Origin of the sequence: Pseudomonas sp. NBRC 111127 (genome assembly GCF_001320345.1) — a bacterium.
GTDB classification, from domain to species: Bacteria; Pseudomonadota; Gammaproteobacteria; order Pseudomonadales; family Pseudomonadaceae; genus Aquipseudomonas; species Aquipseudomonas juntendi.
The window spans coordinates 14,116-28,991 of sequence record NZ_BCBD01000064.1 but is presented as its reverse complement, the minus strand read 5'-3'; the positions used below and the strand labels follow the sequence as shown (position 1 = coordinate 28,991).

12 protein-coding genes are annotated in these 14,876 nt (G+C 64.5%); 6 read left to right on the top strand and 6 right to left on the bottom strand.

The features are described 5' to 3' along the window. From APH30_RS13810 to yccS, 6 genes are all read left to right on the top strand, one after another. Nucleotides 1-1,095 (top strand): TldD/PmbA family protein (locus APH30_RS13810; RefSeq protein ID WP_054912855.1); only part of this gene is annotated, 1,095 nt, incomplete at its 5' end. After that, complete coding sequence (locus APH30_RS13805) at nucleotides 1,092-2,411, top strand: TldD/PmbA family protein (RefSeq protein ID WP_054912854.1); 1,320 nt, start codon at nucleotides 1,092-1,094, stop codon at nucleotides 2,409-2,411. The genes APH30_RS13810 and APH30_RS13805, both read left to right, overlap by 4 nt. 109 nt (nucleotides 2,412-2,520) lie before the next feature. Next, nucleotides 2,521-3,948 (top strand): multidrug transporter subunit MdtD, encoded by a 1,428-nt coding sequence (gene mdtD / locus APH30_RS13800; protein WP_029887785.1) that lies wholly within the window; start codon nucleotides 2,521-2,523, stop codon nucleotides 3,946-3,948. Between the two features lie 112 nt (nucleotides 3,949-4,060). Beyond that, entirely contained in the window at nucleotides 4,061-5,398 is a 1,338-nt protein-coding gene (gene dbpA / locus APH30_RS13795) for an ATP-dependent RNA helicase DbpA (protein WP_232108669.1), read from the top strand. Nucleotides 5,399-5,613: 215 nt separating this feature from the next. After that, nucleotides 5,614-6,795, top strand: a complete 1,182-nt coding sequence (locus APH30_RS13790) for an NAD(P)/FAD-dependent oxidoreductase (protein WP_054912853.1) — start codon at nucleotides 5,614-5,616, stop codon at nucleotides 6,793-6,795. Between the two features lie 211 nt (nucleotides 6,796-7,006). Continuing rightward, nucleotides 7,007-9,190 (top strand): YccS family putative transporter, encoded by a 2,184-nt coding sequence (gene yccS, locus APH30_RS13785; protein ID WP_054912852.1) that lies wholly within the window; start codon nucleotides 7,007-7,009, stop codon nucleotides 9,188-9,190. Nucleotides 9,191-9,239: 49 nt separating this feature from the next. On the opposite strand, the gene APH30_RS13780 is transcribed toward yccS, so the two are convergent. From APH30_RS13780 to APH30_RS13755, 6 genes are all read right to left on the bottom strand, one after another. Next, nucleotides 9,240-9,977, bottom strand: coding sequence for an ABC transporter substrate-binding protein (locus tag APH30_RS13780; protein ID WP_054912851.1), 738 nt, complete (start codon nucleotides 9,975-9,977; stop codon nucleotides 9,240-9,242). Between the two features lie 104 nt (nucleotides 9,978-10,081). Next, nucleotides 10,082-10,378, bottom strand: a complete 297-nt coding sequence (locus APH30_RS13775) for a helix-turn-helix domain-containing protein (protein ID WP_009681370.1) — start codon at nucleotides 10,376-10,378, stop codon at nucleotides 10,082-10,084. Between the two features lie 12 nt (nucleotides 10,379-10,390). After that, nucleotides 10,391-10,891 (bottom strand): M48 family metallopeptidase, encoded by a 501-nt coding sequence (locus APH30_RS13770; RefSeq protein ID WP_009681371.1) that lies wholly within the window; start codon nucleotides 10,889-10,891, stop codon nucleotides 10,391-10,393. A 39-nt stretch (nucleotides 10,892-10,930) separates the two neighbouring features. Further along, complete coding sequence (locus tag APH30_RS13765; protein ID WP_029886251.1) at nucleotides 10,931-13,051, bottom strand: bifunctional diguanylate cyclase/phosphodiesterase; 2,121 nt, start codon at nucleotides 13,049-13,051, stop codon at nucleotides 10,931-10,933. Between the two features lie 250 nt (nucleotides 13,052-13,301). Beyond that, complete coding sequence (gene fba, locus APH30_RS13760) at nucleotides 13,302-14,366, bottom strand: class II fructose-bisphosphate aldolase (protein WP_009681373.1); 1,065 nt, start codon at nucleotides 14,364-14,366, stop codon at nucleotides 13,302-13,304. 100 nt (nucleotides 14,367-14,466) lie between these two features. Beyond that, nucleotides 14,467-14,796, bottom strand: coding sequence for an MliC family protein (locus APH30_RS13755; RefSeq protein ID WP_009681374.1), 330 nt, complete (start codon nucleotides 14,794-14,796; stop codon nucleotides 14,467-14,469). Between the last annotated feature and the right edge of the window lie 80 nt (nucleotides 14,797-14,876).

Genomic DNA, 14,876 nt, shown 5'->3' with positions numbered 1-14,876 from the left:
GTGCCCAGCCTGGCCGACTGCCTTGGCTTGCTCGCCGCGGAATCAGCCAGCGTACCCAAGGACAGCCGCCTGGTGGACTGGCAGGCCAGTCTCGGCCTGAGCCTGGTCGAGCAGACCTACCTGAACTCAGCCGGCGCCGAGCTGCGCCATGCCCAGCGCTTTCTGTTCCCGGGGCTGGGGGTAACTGCCAGCAACGGCCAGGACAGCCAGAGCCGCAGCCTGGGCCGCGACAATTTCGGCCAGCAAGGCGGTTACGAGATCGTTGAGCGTTGTGGCCTGGTTGGCGCCGCCAGCCGGGTCGCCGACGAGGCCCTGCAGTTGCTGCTGGCCCCTAATACGCCCAGTGGCCCGCGCGACCTGCTGTTGATGCCCGACCAGATGATGCTGCAGATTCACGAATCGATCGGCCACCCGCTGGAGATGGACCGCATCCTCGGCGACGAGCGTAACTACGCAGGCACCAGCTTCGTCAAAGCCAGTGACTTCGGCTACCTGCAGTACGGTTCCAGCCTGCTGAACGTGACTTTCGACCCGACCATCGGCGAAGAGCTGGCCAGCTACAGCTTCGATGATGACGGCACTCCGGCCAGCAAGCAGTTCCTGATCCGCGACGGCCTGCTGCTGCGCCCGCTGGGCGGCGCGCTATCGCAGTTCCGCTCCGGCCTGGACGGTGTGGCCAACAGCCGCGCCTGTGGCTGGAACCGCGCGCCGATCGACCGCATGGCCAACCTCAACATCGAGCCGGGCGAGCACTCCCTCGAACAACTGATCGCGGGCATCGAGCACGGCATCCTGATGCGGACCAACCGGTCCTGGTCCATCGACGACGCGCGCAACAAGTTCCAGTTCGGCTGCGAATGGGGCCAACTGATCGAGAACGGCGAGCTCAAGGGCATCGTCAAGAACCCCAACTACCGGGGCATCTCCGCACAGTTCTGGCGCAACCTGGCAGCGGTCGGCGACCGCAGCACCTTCCAGGTACTGGGCACGCCCAACTGCGGCAAGGGCGAACCCAACCAGGTGGTGCGCGTGGGCCACGCCTCGCCGGCCTGCGTGTTCCGCCAGATCGACGTATTCGGGGGCGACGCCTTATGAAACACGCTTTTGAAACCCTGGCCGGGGAGGTGCGCGCCGCCCTGGAAAGTGGCGAGCAGTTTACCCTTGGCTACAGCGCCGAGCAGTCCCAGTTCGTGCGCTTCAACCACGCCAAGGTGCGCCAGGCCGGGCATGTCAGCCAGGCCAGCGCGCAGCTGCGGCTGATCCGCGACGGTCGCCAGGCCGAACAGCAGGTGACCTTGAGTGGCGATGCGCAACTAGACCGCCAACGCTTGGCGGATGCCCTGGCGCAACTGCGCCAGACCCTGCCACTGCTGGCCGTCGACCCTTACCTGCGCCTGGACGAAAGCGCCTGGCACAGCCACAGCCAGCAACAGCAGCCACTACCTGAACTCAGCGATGTGCTGGCGTTGCTCGACCGCGAAGCGGGTGACCTGGACCTGGTCGGCATTTATGCCGCGGGCCCGGTCTGCCGGGGCTTCGCCAGCTCGTTCGGTGCCTTCGGCTGGCACCAGGCCAACAGCTTCAACTTCGACTGGAGCCTGTTCCACGAAAACGGCCAGGCGGTGAAGGCCAACTACGCCGGCCAGGTGTGGAACCCCGACGACTTCACCGCGCGCCTGCGCCAGGCGCGGGAGCAGTTGGGCTTCCTCGGGCGCCCGGCAGTCACCCTCGAGCCCGGCAGCTACCGTGCCTACCTGGCCCCGGCGGCGATGGACGAAATCGCCGGCATGCTGTGCTGGGGCGGTTTTTCCGCCCAGGCGCTGGCCACCGGCAATAGCGCCTTGCAGCGCCTGTACAACGGCGATGCACGGCTGAGCCCGCTGGTGAGTTTCACCGAGCAGGTCAGCGGCTCGCTGAGCCCGGCGTTTTCCGACGAAGGCTCACCGCGCCGGGATGTGCCGCTGATCCAGCAAGGCCGGGCGGCGCAACGGCTGATCAGCGCGCGCAGCGCCGCCGAATTCAAGCTGCTGGCCAATGGCGCCGACAGTTACGAGTCGCCCTGCGCACTCAGCCTGGCATCGGGTGGCCTGCCCATGGACGAGGTCTTGCAGCGGCTGGGCACTGGGCTGTACATCAGCAACCTGTGGTACCTCAACTACTCGGACTTGCCAGCAGCGCGCATGACCGGGCTGACCCGGTTCGCCACCTTCTGGGTGGAGAACGGGCAGATCCAGGGGCCAGTGAGCACCATGCGCTTCGATGACAGCCTGTACAGTTTGCTCGGTAGCCAACTGGAGGACCTGACCCAGGAGCGCGAGATGATCCTGTCGACCAGCACCTATGGACAGCGCAGCACCGGGTCGAGTCATTTGCCAGGTGCGCTGGTCAAAGGCCTGACCCTGACATTGTGATTGGACTTGCCGGCCCTTTCGCGGCTAAAGCCGCTCCTACAACGAACGCGTAACCCTTGTAGGAGCGGCTTTAGCCGCGAAGAGGCCGGCACTGACAAACGAGGAAGTCATGCCCGAACGCACCCCGCTAGACCCCGCCACCGCCCGCTGGATCCCCTGGGTGGTCGCCATCGCCTTCTTCATGCAGTCCCTGGACGGCACCATCCTCAACACCGCGCTGCCGGCCATGGCCCGCTCGCTGGCCGAAGACCCGCTGCGCATGCAGGGCGTAATCATTGCCTACATGCTCACGGTGGCCCTGCTGATACCCGCCTCGGGCTGGATCGCCGACCGCTTCGGCACCAAGCGCATCTTCTTCAGCGCCATACTGCTGTTCAGCTTTGGTTCGCTGCTATGCGCCGCCGCCAACAGCCTCGGCTTCCTGATTTTCGCCCGTGTGGTGCAGGGCCTGGGCGGCGCCCTGATGCTGCCGGTCGGGCGGCTGGTGGTGTTGCGCGCCTACCCGCGCAGCGAGCTGGTACGCATCATGAGCTTCATTACCATCCCCGGCCTGCTCGGGCCACTGCTGGGTCCGACGGTGGGCGGCTGGCTGGTGGAGATCCTCAGCTGGCACTGGATTTTCCTGCTCAACCTGCCTGTCGGCCTGCTGGGCTGCTACGCCGTCTGGAAGTTCATCCCCGACCTGCGCGGCGCTGAACGCACCCGCTTCGATACCCCTGGCTTCCTGCTGTTCGGCGCCGCGATGGTGCTGATCACCATTGCCATGGAGGGGCTCGGCGAGCTGCACCTGCCGCACCTGCGGGTGATGCTGCTGCTGTTTGCCGGCATGGCGTGCCTGGCCGCCTACTGGCTGCGCGCCGGGCGCGACCCCGAGCCGCTGTTTTCGCCCAGCCTGTTCCGCGTGCGCACCTTCGCCATCGGTATCCTGGGCAACCTGTTCGCGCGCCTGGGCAGCGGCGCCCTGCCGTTCCTGGTGCCGTTGCTGCTGCAAGTCGCACTGGGTTATTCGCCGGCCCAGGCCGGCATGAGCATGATCCCGCTGGCGGCGGCGGCAATGGTGGCCAAATCCCTTGCCAGGCCGCTGATCGAACGCTTCGGCTACCGCATCATCCTGACCAGCAATACCTTGCTGCTGGGCCTGCTGCTGGCCAGCCTTGGGCTGGTTGACGAGCAGACGTCCTATGCCGTGTTGCTGATCCAGCTGGGGCTGCTGGGCGCGGTCAACTCGATGCAGTTCACGGCAATGAACACGGTAACCCTGATCGACCTCGACGATGCCAGCGCCAGCAGCGGCAACAGCCTGCTGTCGGTGGTCGCGCAGCTGGCGCTGAGCCTGGGCGTGGCCTGCGCCGGCGCCCTGCTTGGCGGCTTCACCGCCGCCGGCAGTGCCGAAGGCGTAGACACCACGCTGGGCGCCTTCCAGCTGACCTTCGTCACCATCGGCGTGATGGCCATGCTGGCGGCGGCGATCTTCCTGCAGCTGGCACCGACGGACGGAAGGCGTGCCCGTCGTCCGGAACACCACATGGAGTCTTAGGGCGAATGGCCACGAGGCTGGTAGACTATGCGGCATTTTTAGCTTCGCACCGCAGGCCCGCCTCGTGACCACCGAATCCACCGCCTTTGCCACCTTGCCGCTGTCCACTGCCATGCTGGCCAACCTGGACGCCCTCGGCTATGCCGCGATGACACCGATCCAGGCCCAGAGCCTGCCGGTCATCCTCAAGGGCCAGGACCTGATTGCCCAGGCCAAGACCGGCAGCGGCAAGACCGCCGCCTTTGGCATCGGCCTGCTGAACCCGATCAACCCGCGTTACTTCGGCTGCCAGGCCCTGGTGCTGTGCCCGACTCGCGAATTGGCCGACCAGGTCGCCAAGGAACTGCGCCGCCTGGCCCGCGCCGAGGACAACATCAAGATCCTGACCCTGTGCGGTGGTGTTTCGCTGGGCCCGCAGATCGCCTCGCTGGAACACGGTGCGCACATCATCGTCGGTACGCCTGGGCGCATCCAGCAGCACCTGGACAAAGGCACCCTGGTACTCGATGGTCTGAACACCCTGGTGCTCGACGAAGCCGACCGCATGCTCGACATGGGCTTTTTCGATGCCATTGCCAGCATCATCGGCAAAACCCCATCGCGCCGACAGACCCTGCTGTTCTCGGCCACCTACCCGGCCGGCATCAAGCAGCTGGCCGCCGACTTCATGCGTAACCCGCAGCAAGTGAAAGTCGAGAGCCTGCACACCGACAACCAGATCGAGCAGCGCTTCATCGAGATCGACCCAGAGCAGCGCCTGGAAGCGGTGACCCGCGTGCTGGGCCACTATCGCCCGCAGTCGTGCGTGGCGTTCTGCTTCACCAAGCAGCAGTGCGAAGACGTGGTTGCCCACCTGACCGCCAAGGGTATCGTCGCCCAGGCGCTGCACGGCGACCTGGAGCAGCGCGACCGCGACCAGGTTCTGACCATGTTCGCCAACCGCAGCAGCTCGGTGCTGGTGGCCACCGACGTGGCCGCGCGCGGCCTGGACATCGATGGCCTGGACATGGTCATCAACGTCGAGTTGGCACGCGATGCGGAAATCCACGTGCACCGCGTGGGCCGTACTGGCCGCGCAGGCGAGAAGGGCCTGGCGGTGAGCCTGGTTGCCCCGGCAGAAGGCCACCGCGCCCAGGCCATCGAGCAACTGCAGAAGAGCCCGCTGCGCTGGGACCAGCTCGACAGCCTGAAGAACAAGGGCGGCGAGCCGCTGCTGCCGGTGATGAGCACCCTGTGCATCGCCGCCGGGCGCAAGGACAAGCTGCGCCCGGGCGACATTCTCGGGGCGCTGACCGGTGATGCCGGGATCCCGGGCAAACAGGTGGGCAAGATCGCGATCTTTGACTTCCAGGCGTTTGTGGCGGTGGAGCGGGCGCTCGCCAAGCAGGCCATGCAGCGCTTGAACAGCGGCAAGATCAAGGGCCGGTCCCTGAAAGTCCGCATCGTCTGACATTTTTGGGGCTGCTTTGCAGCCCATCGCAGGCAAGCCAGCTCCCACAGGATCACCGCATCGTCTGACATTTTTTGGGGCTGCTTTGCAGCCCATCGCAGGCACGCCAGCTCCCACAGGATCACCACAGGCCTTCAGGCTTGTGCAGTACCTGTGGGAGCTGGCTTGCCTGCGATGGGCCGCACAGCGGCCCCGGCTATCCATGAGGTAACACCGTGCACTCCACCGACGTGATCATCCTCGGCGCCGGCGCCGCCGGCCTGATGTGCGCCCAGCTCAGCGCCCGCCGCGGCCGCCGGGTACTGTTGCTCGACCACGCCAACAAGCCAGGCAAGAAGATCCTCATGTCTGGCGGCGGGCGCTGCAACTTCACCAATATGTACACCGAACCGGCCAACTTCCTCTCGCACAACGCCCATTTCTGCAAATCGGCGCTGGCCCGCTACACGCAATGGGACTTCATCGAGCTGGTGTGCAAGCATGGCGTGGCGTACCACGAGAAGAAGCTCGGCCAGTTGTTCTGCGACAACAAGGCCAGCGACATCCTCGACATGCTGCTGGCCGAATGCGACGAGGCCGGTGCCGAAATCCGCATGCACACCAGCATCGAACAGATCGAAAAAACCGAAAGCGGCTACCTGCTGCAGACCAGCGGCGGGCAGTTCGCCTGCCAGTCACTGGTAATCGCCACCGGTGGCCTGTCGATCCCGACCCTGGGCGCCAGCGGGTTCGGCTACCAGGTCGCGCGCCAGTTTGGCCACACCCTGCTGCCGACCCGCGCCGGGCTGGTGCCGTTCACCATCACCGAGCCACAACTCAAGGCATTGTGCAGCGAGCTGTCCGGCACTTCGCTTGATTGCACGGCCACCTGCAACGGCACCAGCTTCCGCGAAAACCTGCTGTTCACCCACCGTGGCCTGAGTGGCCCGGCAATCCTGCAGATCTCGTCGTTCTGGGAAGCCGGTGACACTGTCGAGATCAACCTGTTGCCCGACCGCGATGCACTCACCTGGCTGCAGCAGATGCAAACCGAGCGCGCCAATGCCGAACTGAAGACCGTGCTAGGCGAAGTGTTCACCCGCAAGCTGGCCAACCTGCTGGCCGAGCAGTGGTTCGAGTCCAGGCCCATGAAGCAGTACACCCCGGCAGAACTGGCGCAGATTGCCGAGAAGCTGGCCAACTGGCAGGTGGTGCCTGCGGGCACCGAGGGCTACCGCACCGCCGAAGTGACCCTGGGCGGCGTGGATACCCGCGAAGTGTCGTCCAAGACCATGGAGTCGCTGAAAAGCCCCGGGCTGTACTTTATTGGCGAAGTGCTGGATGTCACCGGCCACCTGGGTGGCTTCAACTTCCAGTGGGCCTGGGCATCGGCCAACGCCGCAGCGCAGTTCGTGTAGAGTAGAATCCATTCAGCAGCACGGAACGCTTCTTGCTGGCCCGTGCCCAGCGCCGGAATCTTGGCCGCTTCGCGCCCCTTCGCGGGCATGCCCGCTCCCACGGGGTTTTGTGCAGTACCTGTGGGAGCGGGCGCGCCCGCGAAGGGCCGCAAAGCGGCCCCAGTAACCGGTTCTGAAAGGTATTCCTCTGATCACTGCCTAGCAGGCCAACATGTCATCGAGCTCGTTCCGTCAGTCACTGCGTCGCCTGTGGGGCCAAGACAAGTTCAGCTATAGCATCCGGGTCACCATCGCCCTCACCGGCAGCCTGGCCCTGTGCTGGTACCAGAACGAGATGGCCCTGCTGATCCCGCTGTTCCTCGGCATCATCGCCAGCGCCCTGGCCGAAACCGACGACAGCTGGCAGGGCCGCCTCAGCGCCCTGGCCGTCACCCTGGTGTGTTTCGCCATTGCTGCGCTGGCGGTCGAACTGTTGTTCCCCTACCCTTGGTTCTTCGCCATCGCCCTGGCCCTGGCGGCGTTCAGCCTGACCATGCTCGGCGCACTGGGCGAGCGCTACGGGGCCATTGCCTCGGCAACCCTGATCACCGCGGTGTACACCATGATCGGCGTAGACCAGCGCGGCGGCCAGGTCACGGATTTCTGGCACGAGCCCATGCTGCTGGTGGCGGGCGCGGCCTGGTACGGGCTGTTATCGGTATTGTGGCAGGCGCTGTTCTCCAACCAGCCGGTCCAGCAGAGCCTGGCCAAGCTGTTCTTCGAGCTGGGCAGCTACCTGAAACTCAAGGCCAGCCTGTTCGAGCCGGTGCGCACCCTCGACGTCGAGGCCACACGCCTGGCCCTGGCCCAGCAGAATGGCAAGGTGGTGGCAGCCCTGAACGCGGCCAAGGAAATCATCCTGCACCGGGTCGGCAACAGCCAGCCAAACTCCAAGGTCAGCCGCTACCTGAAGCTGTATTTCCTGGCCCAGGACATCCACGAGCGGGTCAGTGCCTCGCATTACCCCTACAACGCCCTGACCGAAACGTTCTTTCACAGTGACGTGATGTTCCGCTGCCAGCGCCTGCTGCGCAAACAGGGTTCGTCCTGCCAGGAGCTGGCCCGTTCGATCCGCCTGCGCCAGCCTTTCGTGCTGGCCAGCGGTTATCCCGAGGCCCTCGAAGACCTCAACGCTGCGCTGGAGCACCTGCGCCTGCAAAACAACCCGGCCTGGCGCGGCCTGTTGCGCTCGCTACGGGCCCTGGCTGCCAACCTGGCCACGCTCGACCGCCTGCTCAGTGCCGCGAGCAACCCCGACAGCCTGGCCGACGCCAGTGACAGCAGCCTGCTCGACCGCTCGCCACGCTCGCTCAAAGACGTGTGGACGCGCCTGCGTACCCAGCTGACACCCACGTCGCTGCTGTTCCGGCATGCCTTGCGCCTGCCCTTGGCGCTGTCGATCGGCTACGGCATGGTGCACCTGATCCACCCCACCCAGGGCTACTGGATCATCCTCACCACCCTGTTCGTCTGCCAGCCCAACTACGGTGCGACCCGGCGCAAGCTGGTGCAGCGCATTTTCGGCACGGCCATTGGCCTGACCGTTGGCTGGGCCTTGTTCGACCTGTTCCCCAACCCGCTTATCCAGTCGCTGTTCGCCGTAGTTGCCGGGGTGGTGTTCTTCGTCAACCGCACGACCCGCTACACCCTGGCCACGGCCGCGATCACGCTGATGGTACTGTTCTGCTTCAACCAGATCGGCGACGGCTACGGCCTGTTCCTGCCGCGCCTGTTCGATACCCTGGTGGGCAGCCTGATTGCCATCCTTGCGGTGTTCCTGTTCCTGCCTGACTGGCAGGGGCGGCGCCTGAACAAGGCGCTGGCCAATACCCTGGCCTGTGCCAGCGTGTACTTGCGCCAGATCATGCAGCAGTATGCCCACGGCAAGCGCGACGACCTGGCCTACCGCCTGGCCCGGCGCAATGCCCACAACGCCGACGCGGCGCTGTCCACCACCCTGGCCAACATGCTGATGGAGCCGGGGCATTTCCGTAAGGAGGCCGATGTCGGCTTCCGGTTCCTGGTGCTGTCGCACACCCTGCTCCGCTACCTCTCGGGGCTGGGCGCGCACCGCGATACGGCATTGCCGGCCCAGGCCCAGGAACAGTTGATCGAAGGTGCCGGGCAAAGCCTGGCCAGCAGCCTGGACGAAATCGCCAACGGCCTGGCAGCGCGGCTGCCCGTGGCCATTCACAGCGATGCCGAAGAAGCGCTGGCCAACGCCCTGGAGCAGATGCCGGATGAGCTGGATGAACATCAACGGCTGGTGCAGACACAACTGGCGCTGATCTGCCGGCAGTTGGGGCCATTGCGGACCTTGGCCGCGCACCTGATCAAGGAAGGCAACCCGGGCTGAGGCCTGACCCGGCCTTTACCCACGAAGAGGCCGGTAACGCCACCCAAGCTCAAAAGCCATGCTGGCGCAGCAGCCGGGCATAGCTGCCATCGGCCTTCATCGCTGCGATCGCCTGCTCGAACCGCTCGACAATCCGCGCACGCTCCGGGTGCTTCAGGCTGACCAGGATATGCAGGGTGTTCTCCCCCAGCGGCGGCTCAACCAGCACCACCTCGTCACGCACCTGCTGCGGTTCACGCTGCAGGTTGTAGCGGGCAACGTACTCGTCTTCCACCGCCAGGTCTACTCGCCCTGCTGCGACCATGCGCAGTGCCGAGGAAAAGGTGCGCACCGCCACCTTGTGCAGGCGCGGGTCGCCGTCGAACCCAGGGGAATAGGCGTAATCACGCACGACAGCGATGGTGTAGGGGTAAAGGTCCGACTGTTGCCGGTAGCGTATCGCCTGGCCTTTTCGCTGCAGCAAGCGGATACGGTTGGTCAGGTATGGCGTGGAGAACTGCCCGATACTGGCACGCGCCTCGTTGTACCAGGCATCGATCAACACGTCGTAGCGCCCTTGCGCAACGCCCTGCAGCGCCCGCGCCCAGGGCGCCTCCTCATAGCTGCTGGCGTAGCCGGCACGGGCCAGCGCCGTGGTGACGATGCTGGTCGCCAAGCCACCGCCCGGCAGGTCTACATCGGTGAACGGGGGCCATTTGTCCGCCACCAGGCGCAGCTTGCCCTGGCCCAGGGCAGGTGTTGCCAGCAAGATTGCCAGTACTCCCAGCGCACAAAGCAGTCGCCGCATGCTTATGTCCTTTTGCCATGGAGGGCACACACTGCGGGTGAGATTACACAACCGCACTGCCGGGGGCAGCGGCCAATAGTGTCATTTTGCCTCTATTTTTGGCCTCAAGGGTAACCCAGCACATCGCGGACCTGCCGCAGATGCTGGCTGATCCACTGTTTGTCGACCGCGCCCCAGTCACGAATACGGTAATGCCCGGCGTGGTTGCGCGCGCCTTCCTGTTGCTCGAATTCGCAAACGATGTCCAGGTCGGCCAGCGCGGCGATGGTGTCCTGGGCGGTGCGCCGCGGCATACCGGTGGCTTCCACCAGGGCCGGCACGCTGGTCGCGGTGCGGCTGTCGATCAGCCAGGCTACGTACAGGCGCCGGTAGAAGCTGCTTTTGGTCTTGCTCACGTCCATGCTGCATGTTCCTCAGAGGTTGCCCGGCAGTTCCCGGTAGGTCAGGTAGACGCGCAGGTCGAATTCCAGTTGGTGATAATCGGGCTCCATGTGCTGGCAGAGCTGGTAGAACGCCTTGTTGTGGTCGCGCTCGCGCAAGTGCGCCAGCTCATGCACCACGATCATGCGCAAGAATTGCGGTGCGGCCTCCTTGAACAGCGAGGCGATACGGATTTCCTTCTTGGCCTTGAGCTTGCCGCCCTGCACCCGCGACACCGCGGTGTTCAGGCCGAGCGCGCGGTGGGTCAGGTCGAGCCGGCTATCGAACAACACCTTGTCCAGGCCCGGCGCACTGCGCAGGTACTGCTGGCGCAGCTCCTGGGCATAGCCGTACAGCGCCTTGTCGCTTTGCACATCATGGCGCCCGGGGTAGCGGCGCTGCAGGTACTCGCCCAGGCGGTCGCTGTCGATCATCTTGCGCACCTGCTCTTGCAGGTGCGGCGGGTAGGCTTGCAGGTAACGTAATACGGTCATGACAGTGCATTCGGCGTAACGAATGCCGATTCTAGCCAATCATGGCGCTGGCCAGGAGAAAATCACCGGGAAGCGGGTAGCGTCCGAGGCGGTCATGGGGTGGGCCACCAGGAACCCCTGCACATACTCGCAACCATTGGCCTTGAGCCAGGCTGCCTGGGCCGGGGTTTCCACGCCCTCGGCAATGACCGTGATGCCGTAGTCGGCGCACAAGCTGATGACACTGCGCACCAAGGCGGTATCCACTGCCGTATCAGGCAAGCGTGCCACCAGGTGGCGATCCAGCTTCAGGGTATCGATCGGCAGGTCCCGCAGCATGCGCAGTGAACAGTCGCCGGCGCCAAAGTCATCCAGCGCCACCCGTACGCCCAGCTCGCGCAGGCGATGGATCTGTTTCACCGCCGCATCGATGTTGTACATCAATGAGGTCTCTGCAACCTCGACCTCCAGTTGCGCCGGGTCCAACTGGTAAAACTGGATCACCCGCTGCAGTTCTTCGACCAGCCCGGGCATGACGAACTGCGCACGGCTCAGGCTGATGCCCAGCACCAGGTCTGCGGGAAAGTGCTGGTACCAGGCATGGCGTTGGGCCGCGCCCTGGCGGTAGATCCAGCTGGCCAGCCGGTTGATCAGCCGGGCTTCCTCGAGCAAAGGAATGAACAGGCCTGGCGGCACATCGCCGACGCTCGGGTGCTGCCAGCGCAACAAGGCCTCGAAGCCCCGCAGGTGACCATCGATGAAGCTGACCTGCGGCTGGTACACCAGGGTGAAGTCCTGTTGCTCGATGGCGGTGCGCACGCTGTCTTCGAGCATCAGCCGCGAACGCGCCCGCCCGTTGAGTTCCTGGTCGTAAAAGCGGTACTGCTGGCGCCCGGCCTGCTTGGCGGCATACATCGCCGCATCGGCTGCGCGCAGCAGGCCTTCGACATTGGCACCGCATTCCGGATAGGTGGCAATGCCGATGCTCACCCCAAGGCACACATCCAGGCCGTCCACTTCATGGCGGATGGACACCCGCTCCAGCAGCCGCTCGGCATAACGCCCAGCCTGCTCCGGGTAAGGCAGGCTGTCGAACAGCGCGGTGAATTCATCGCCGCCCATGCGCGCCAGCAAGGCCTCGCTGCCCAGGCAGTCCTTGAGTTGCTCGGCGACCCAGCGCAGCACCCGGTCACCGGCGTCATGGCCAAGGGTGTCGTTGATGCGCTTGAAACCGTCCAGGTCCATGTACATCAGCGCCTGGGCCTTGTCCGAGCGCTCGTTGCGCAACAGAGCGCCTTCGGCCGCCTGGTAGAAGCCGCGGCGGTTCAGCAGGCCGGTCAGCGGGTCGGTAACGGCCTGGTACTCCAGTTGCTGGTGCAGGTTGCGCACTGCCGACATGTCCAGCACGGTCACCACCATGGCCTGCTGGTCGGCTGGCAACGGCGCGCACGACAATGCCACCGGAACAAGCTCGCCGGCCAGCGTGCGCAGTTGCGCGTCGTGCACGCGGTAGATTTCTTGCCCCAGGTAAGCGCGGTAGAACTCCGATTCAAGCCACGGGCAGGCAGCGGGAAGCTGCACCAGGTCGAGCAGTTGGGCGCCCTGAATGTGCTGCACGGGAGCCGCCAGCAAGCGGGAAATGGCCGGGTTGGCAAAGCTGATCACGCCCTGTGCGTCCACCACCAGAATGCCTTCGGCGGCGTTCTCCAGAATCGACCCATTGAACGCCCTGGCGGCTTCCAGCTCCCGGGTCAGGCGCTGCAACATGCGCCGGTTGCGCTGCTGGTCGAGCAAGGCCTGGACCTTGGGCTTGAGAACCTTGGGGTCGAACGGTTTGAACATGTAGTCCACGGCGCCGCTGGCGTAGCCTTTGAGCACGGCCGCTTCGGACTGTTCGTTGGCGGTCAGGAAAATGATCGGTGTCAGCCGCGTACGTTGGCTGCCGCGCATAAGCCGGGCAACTTCAAAGCCGTCCATCTCCGGCATTTGCACGTCCAGCAGGACCAGGTCGACATCATGCTCCAGCAAGGTGCTGAGGGCTTCCATCCCCGAACCGGCTGTTAACACCTGCCAATCTTGCCGGGCCAGCAAAGCCCGCATGCTGATGAGGTTTTCGGGGTAATCGTCTACCACCAGAAGAACCGAACTGCCATCCAGTGGTTGAGGGTAAGCGCCATCCATGCTGCTTCTCTTGTATGTCCAACTACGACTTGCTATTGGCTCCGAGCTTAACTCTAGCCGTGGCTACGAAAGACGCAATGCAAGGCATGGCAATAAGCCATGGACGAAGAAATTAGTCGACTAACGGTAGCTGTGCAACATGACTGTGAGCCTGATGCCGGGGGGGCCGCCAAACCGCTCCCAAGGCCTGAATGCCAAGCAAAAAAAACCCGCATTTCTGCGGGTCTTTCTATAACGCTCAACGGTTCGATCAGTTGACCTTGGCCGCCAGCTCGCCTTTGGCATAGCGCTGGAACATGCCTTCCAGGGAGATCGGCTTGATCTTCGAGGCATTGCCTGCAGTGCCAAACGCTTCGTAACGGGCGATGCACACATCACGCATGGCCTTCACGGTTTCAGCGAAGAACTTGCGAGGGTCGAATTCGCTCGGGTGCATGGCCATGTGGCGGCGCATGGCACCGGTGGAAGCCAGGCGCAGGTCGGTGTCGATGTTGACCTTGCGCACGCCGTACTTGATGCCTTCGACGATTTCTTCAACCGGTACGCCGTAGGTTTCCTTGATCTCGCCACCGTACTGGTTGATGATCGCCAACCACTCCTGCGGTACCGACGAGGAGCCGTGCATCACCAGGTGGGTATTGGGGATGCGCTTGTGGATTTCCTTGATACGCTCGATGGCCAGGATGTCACCGGTTGGCGGCTTGGTGAACTTGTAGGCACCGTGGCTGGTACCAATGGCGATGGCCAATGCATCGACCTGGGTCTTCTTGACGAAGTCAGCGGCTTCTTCGGGGTCGGTCAGCATCTGGCTGTGGTCCAGAACACCTTCGGCACCGATACCGTCTTCTTCACCGGCCATGCCGGTTTCCAGCGAACCCAGGCAGCCCAGCTCGCCTTCTACCGAAACGCCACAGGCGTGCGCCATGGCCACGGTCTGCTGGGTGACACGCACGTTGTATTCGTAGTCGGTCGGGGTCTTGCCGTCTTCGCCCAGCGAGCCGTCCATCATGACCGAGCTGAAGCCCAGCTGGATCGAGCGCTGGCAGACATCAGGGCTGGTGCCATGGTCCTGGTGCATGCACACCGGAATGTGCGGGAATTCTTCGATGGCAGCCAGGATCAGGTGGCGCAGGAACGGGGCGCCGGCGTATTTGCGGGCACCGGCCGAGGCCTGCACGATCACCGGGGAGTCGGTCTTGTCGGCCGCTTCCATGATGGCGCGCATCTGCTCGAGGTTGTTGACGTTGAAAGCTGGTACGCCGTAACCGAACTCGGCGGCGTGGTCCAGCATCTGGCGCATGCTAATGAGTGCCATTGTGTATCTCTCTCCCGACAAGCGTCGTATGTTTCGTGCAAGCCTGCCGCAGGGGCGGTTGCTGTTCAAGTAGTGTGGGCCGCCATTGCGGCCCGGCCAGTCACGGTGCCTTGCAGCCCCGCCCAATCAGATCGTTGGTTGCCACCCAGTACACCAGGCCTTCTTCGCCCTTGGTGTGGAAGGCCAGCATGCCATCGCTGTACAGCGCGCCCGAGGCACCTGGTTCGGCCTTGAGCCGGTAAACCTGGTCACCACCGCCCAGGCGCACATCGACCTGGTCACGCTGGGCATCGGCGAAGCGCCACAGCACCTCGGCCTGGGTGTCGCAGACCCAGCGGGTCCAGTTGTCTGCCGGGGCAGGTTGCGCCGGCTGCAGCAGTGAGCAGCCTGCCAGTGTCGCCAGGACCGTCACGGCCAAAAGCGCTTTCATTCAGTTTCCTCGATTTGGGGCTGCTTTGCAGCCCTTCGCGGGCTTGCCCGCTCCCACAGGTCAAGCGCGGTACCTGTGGG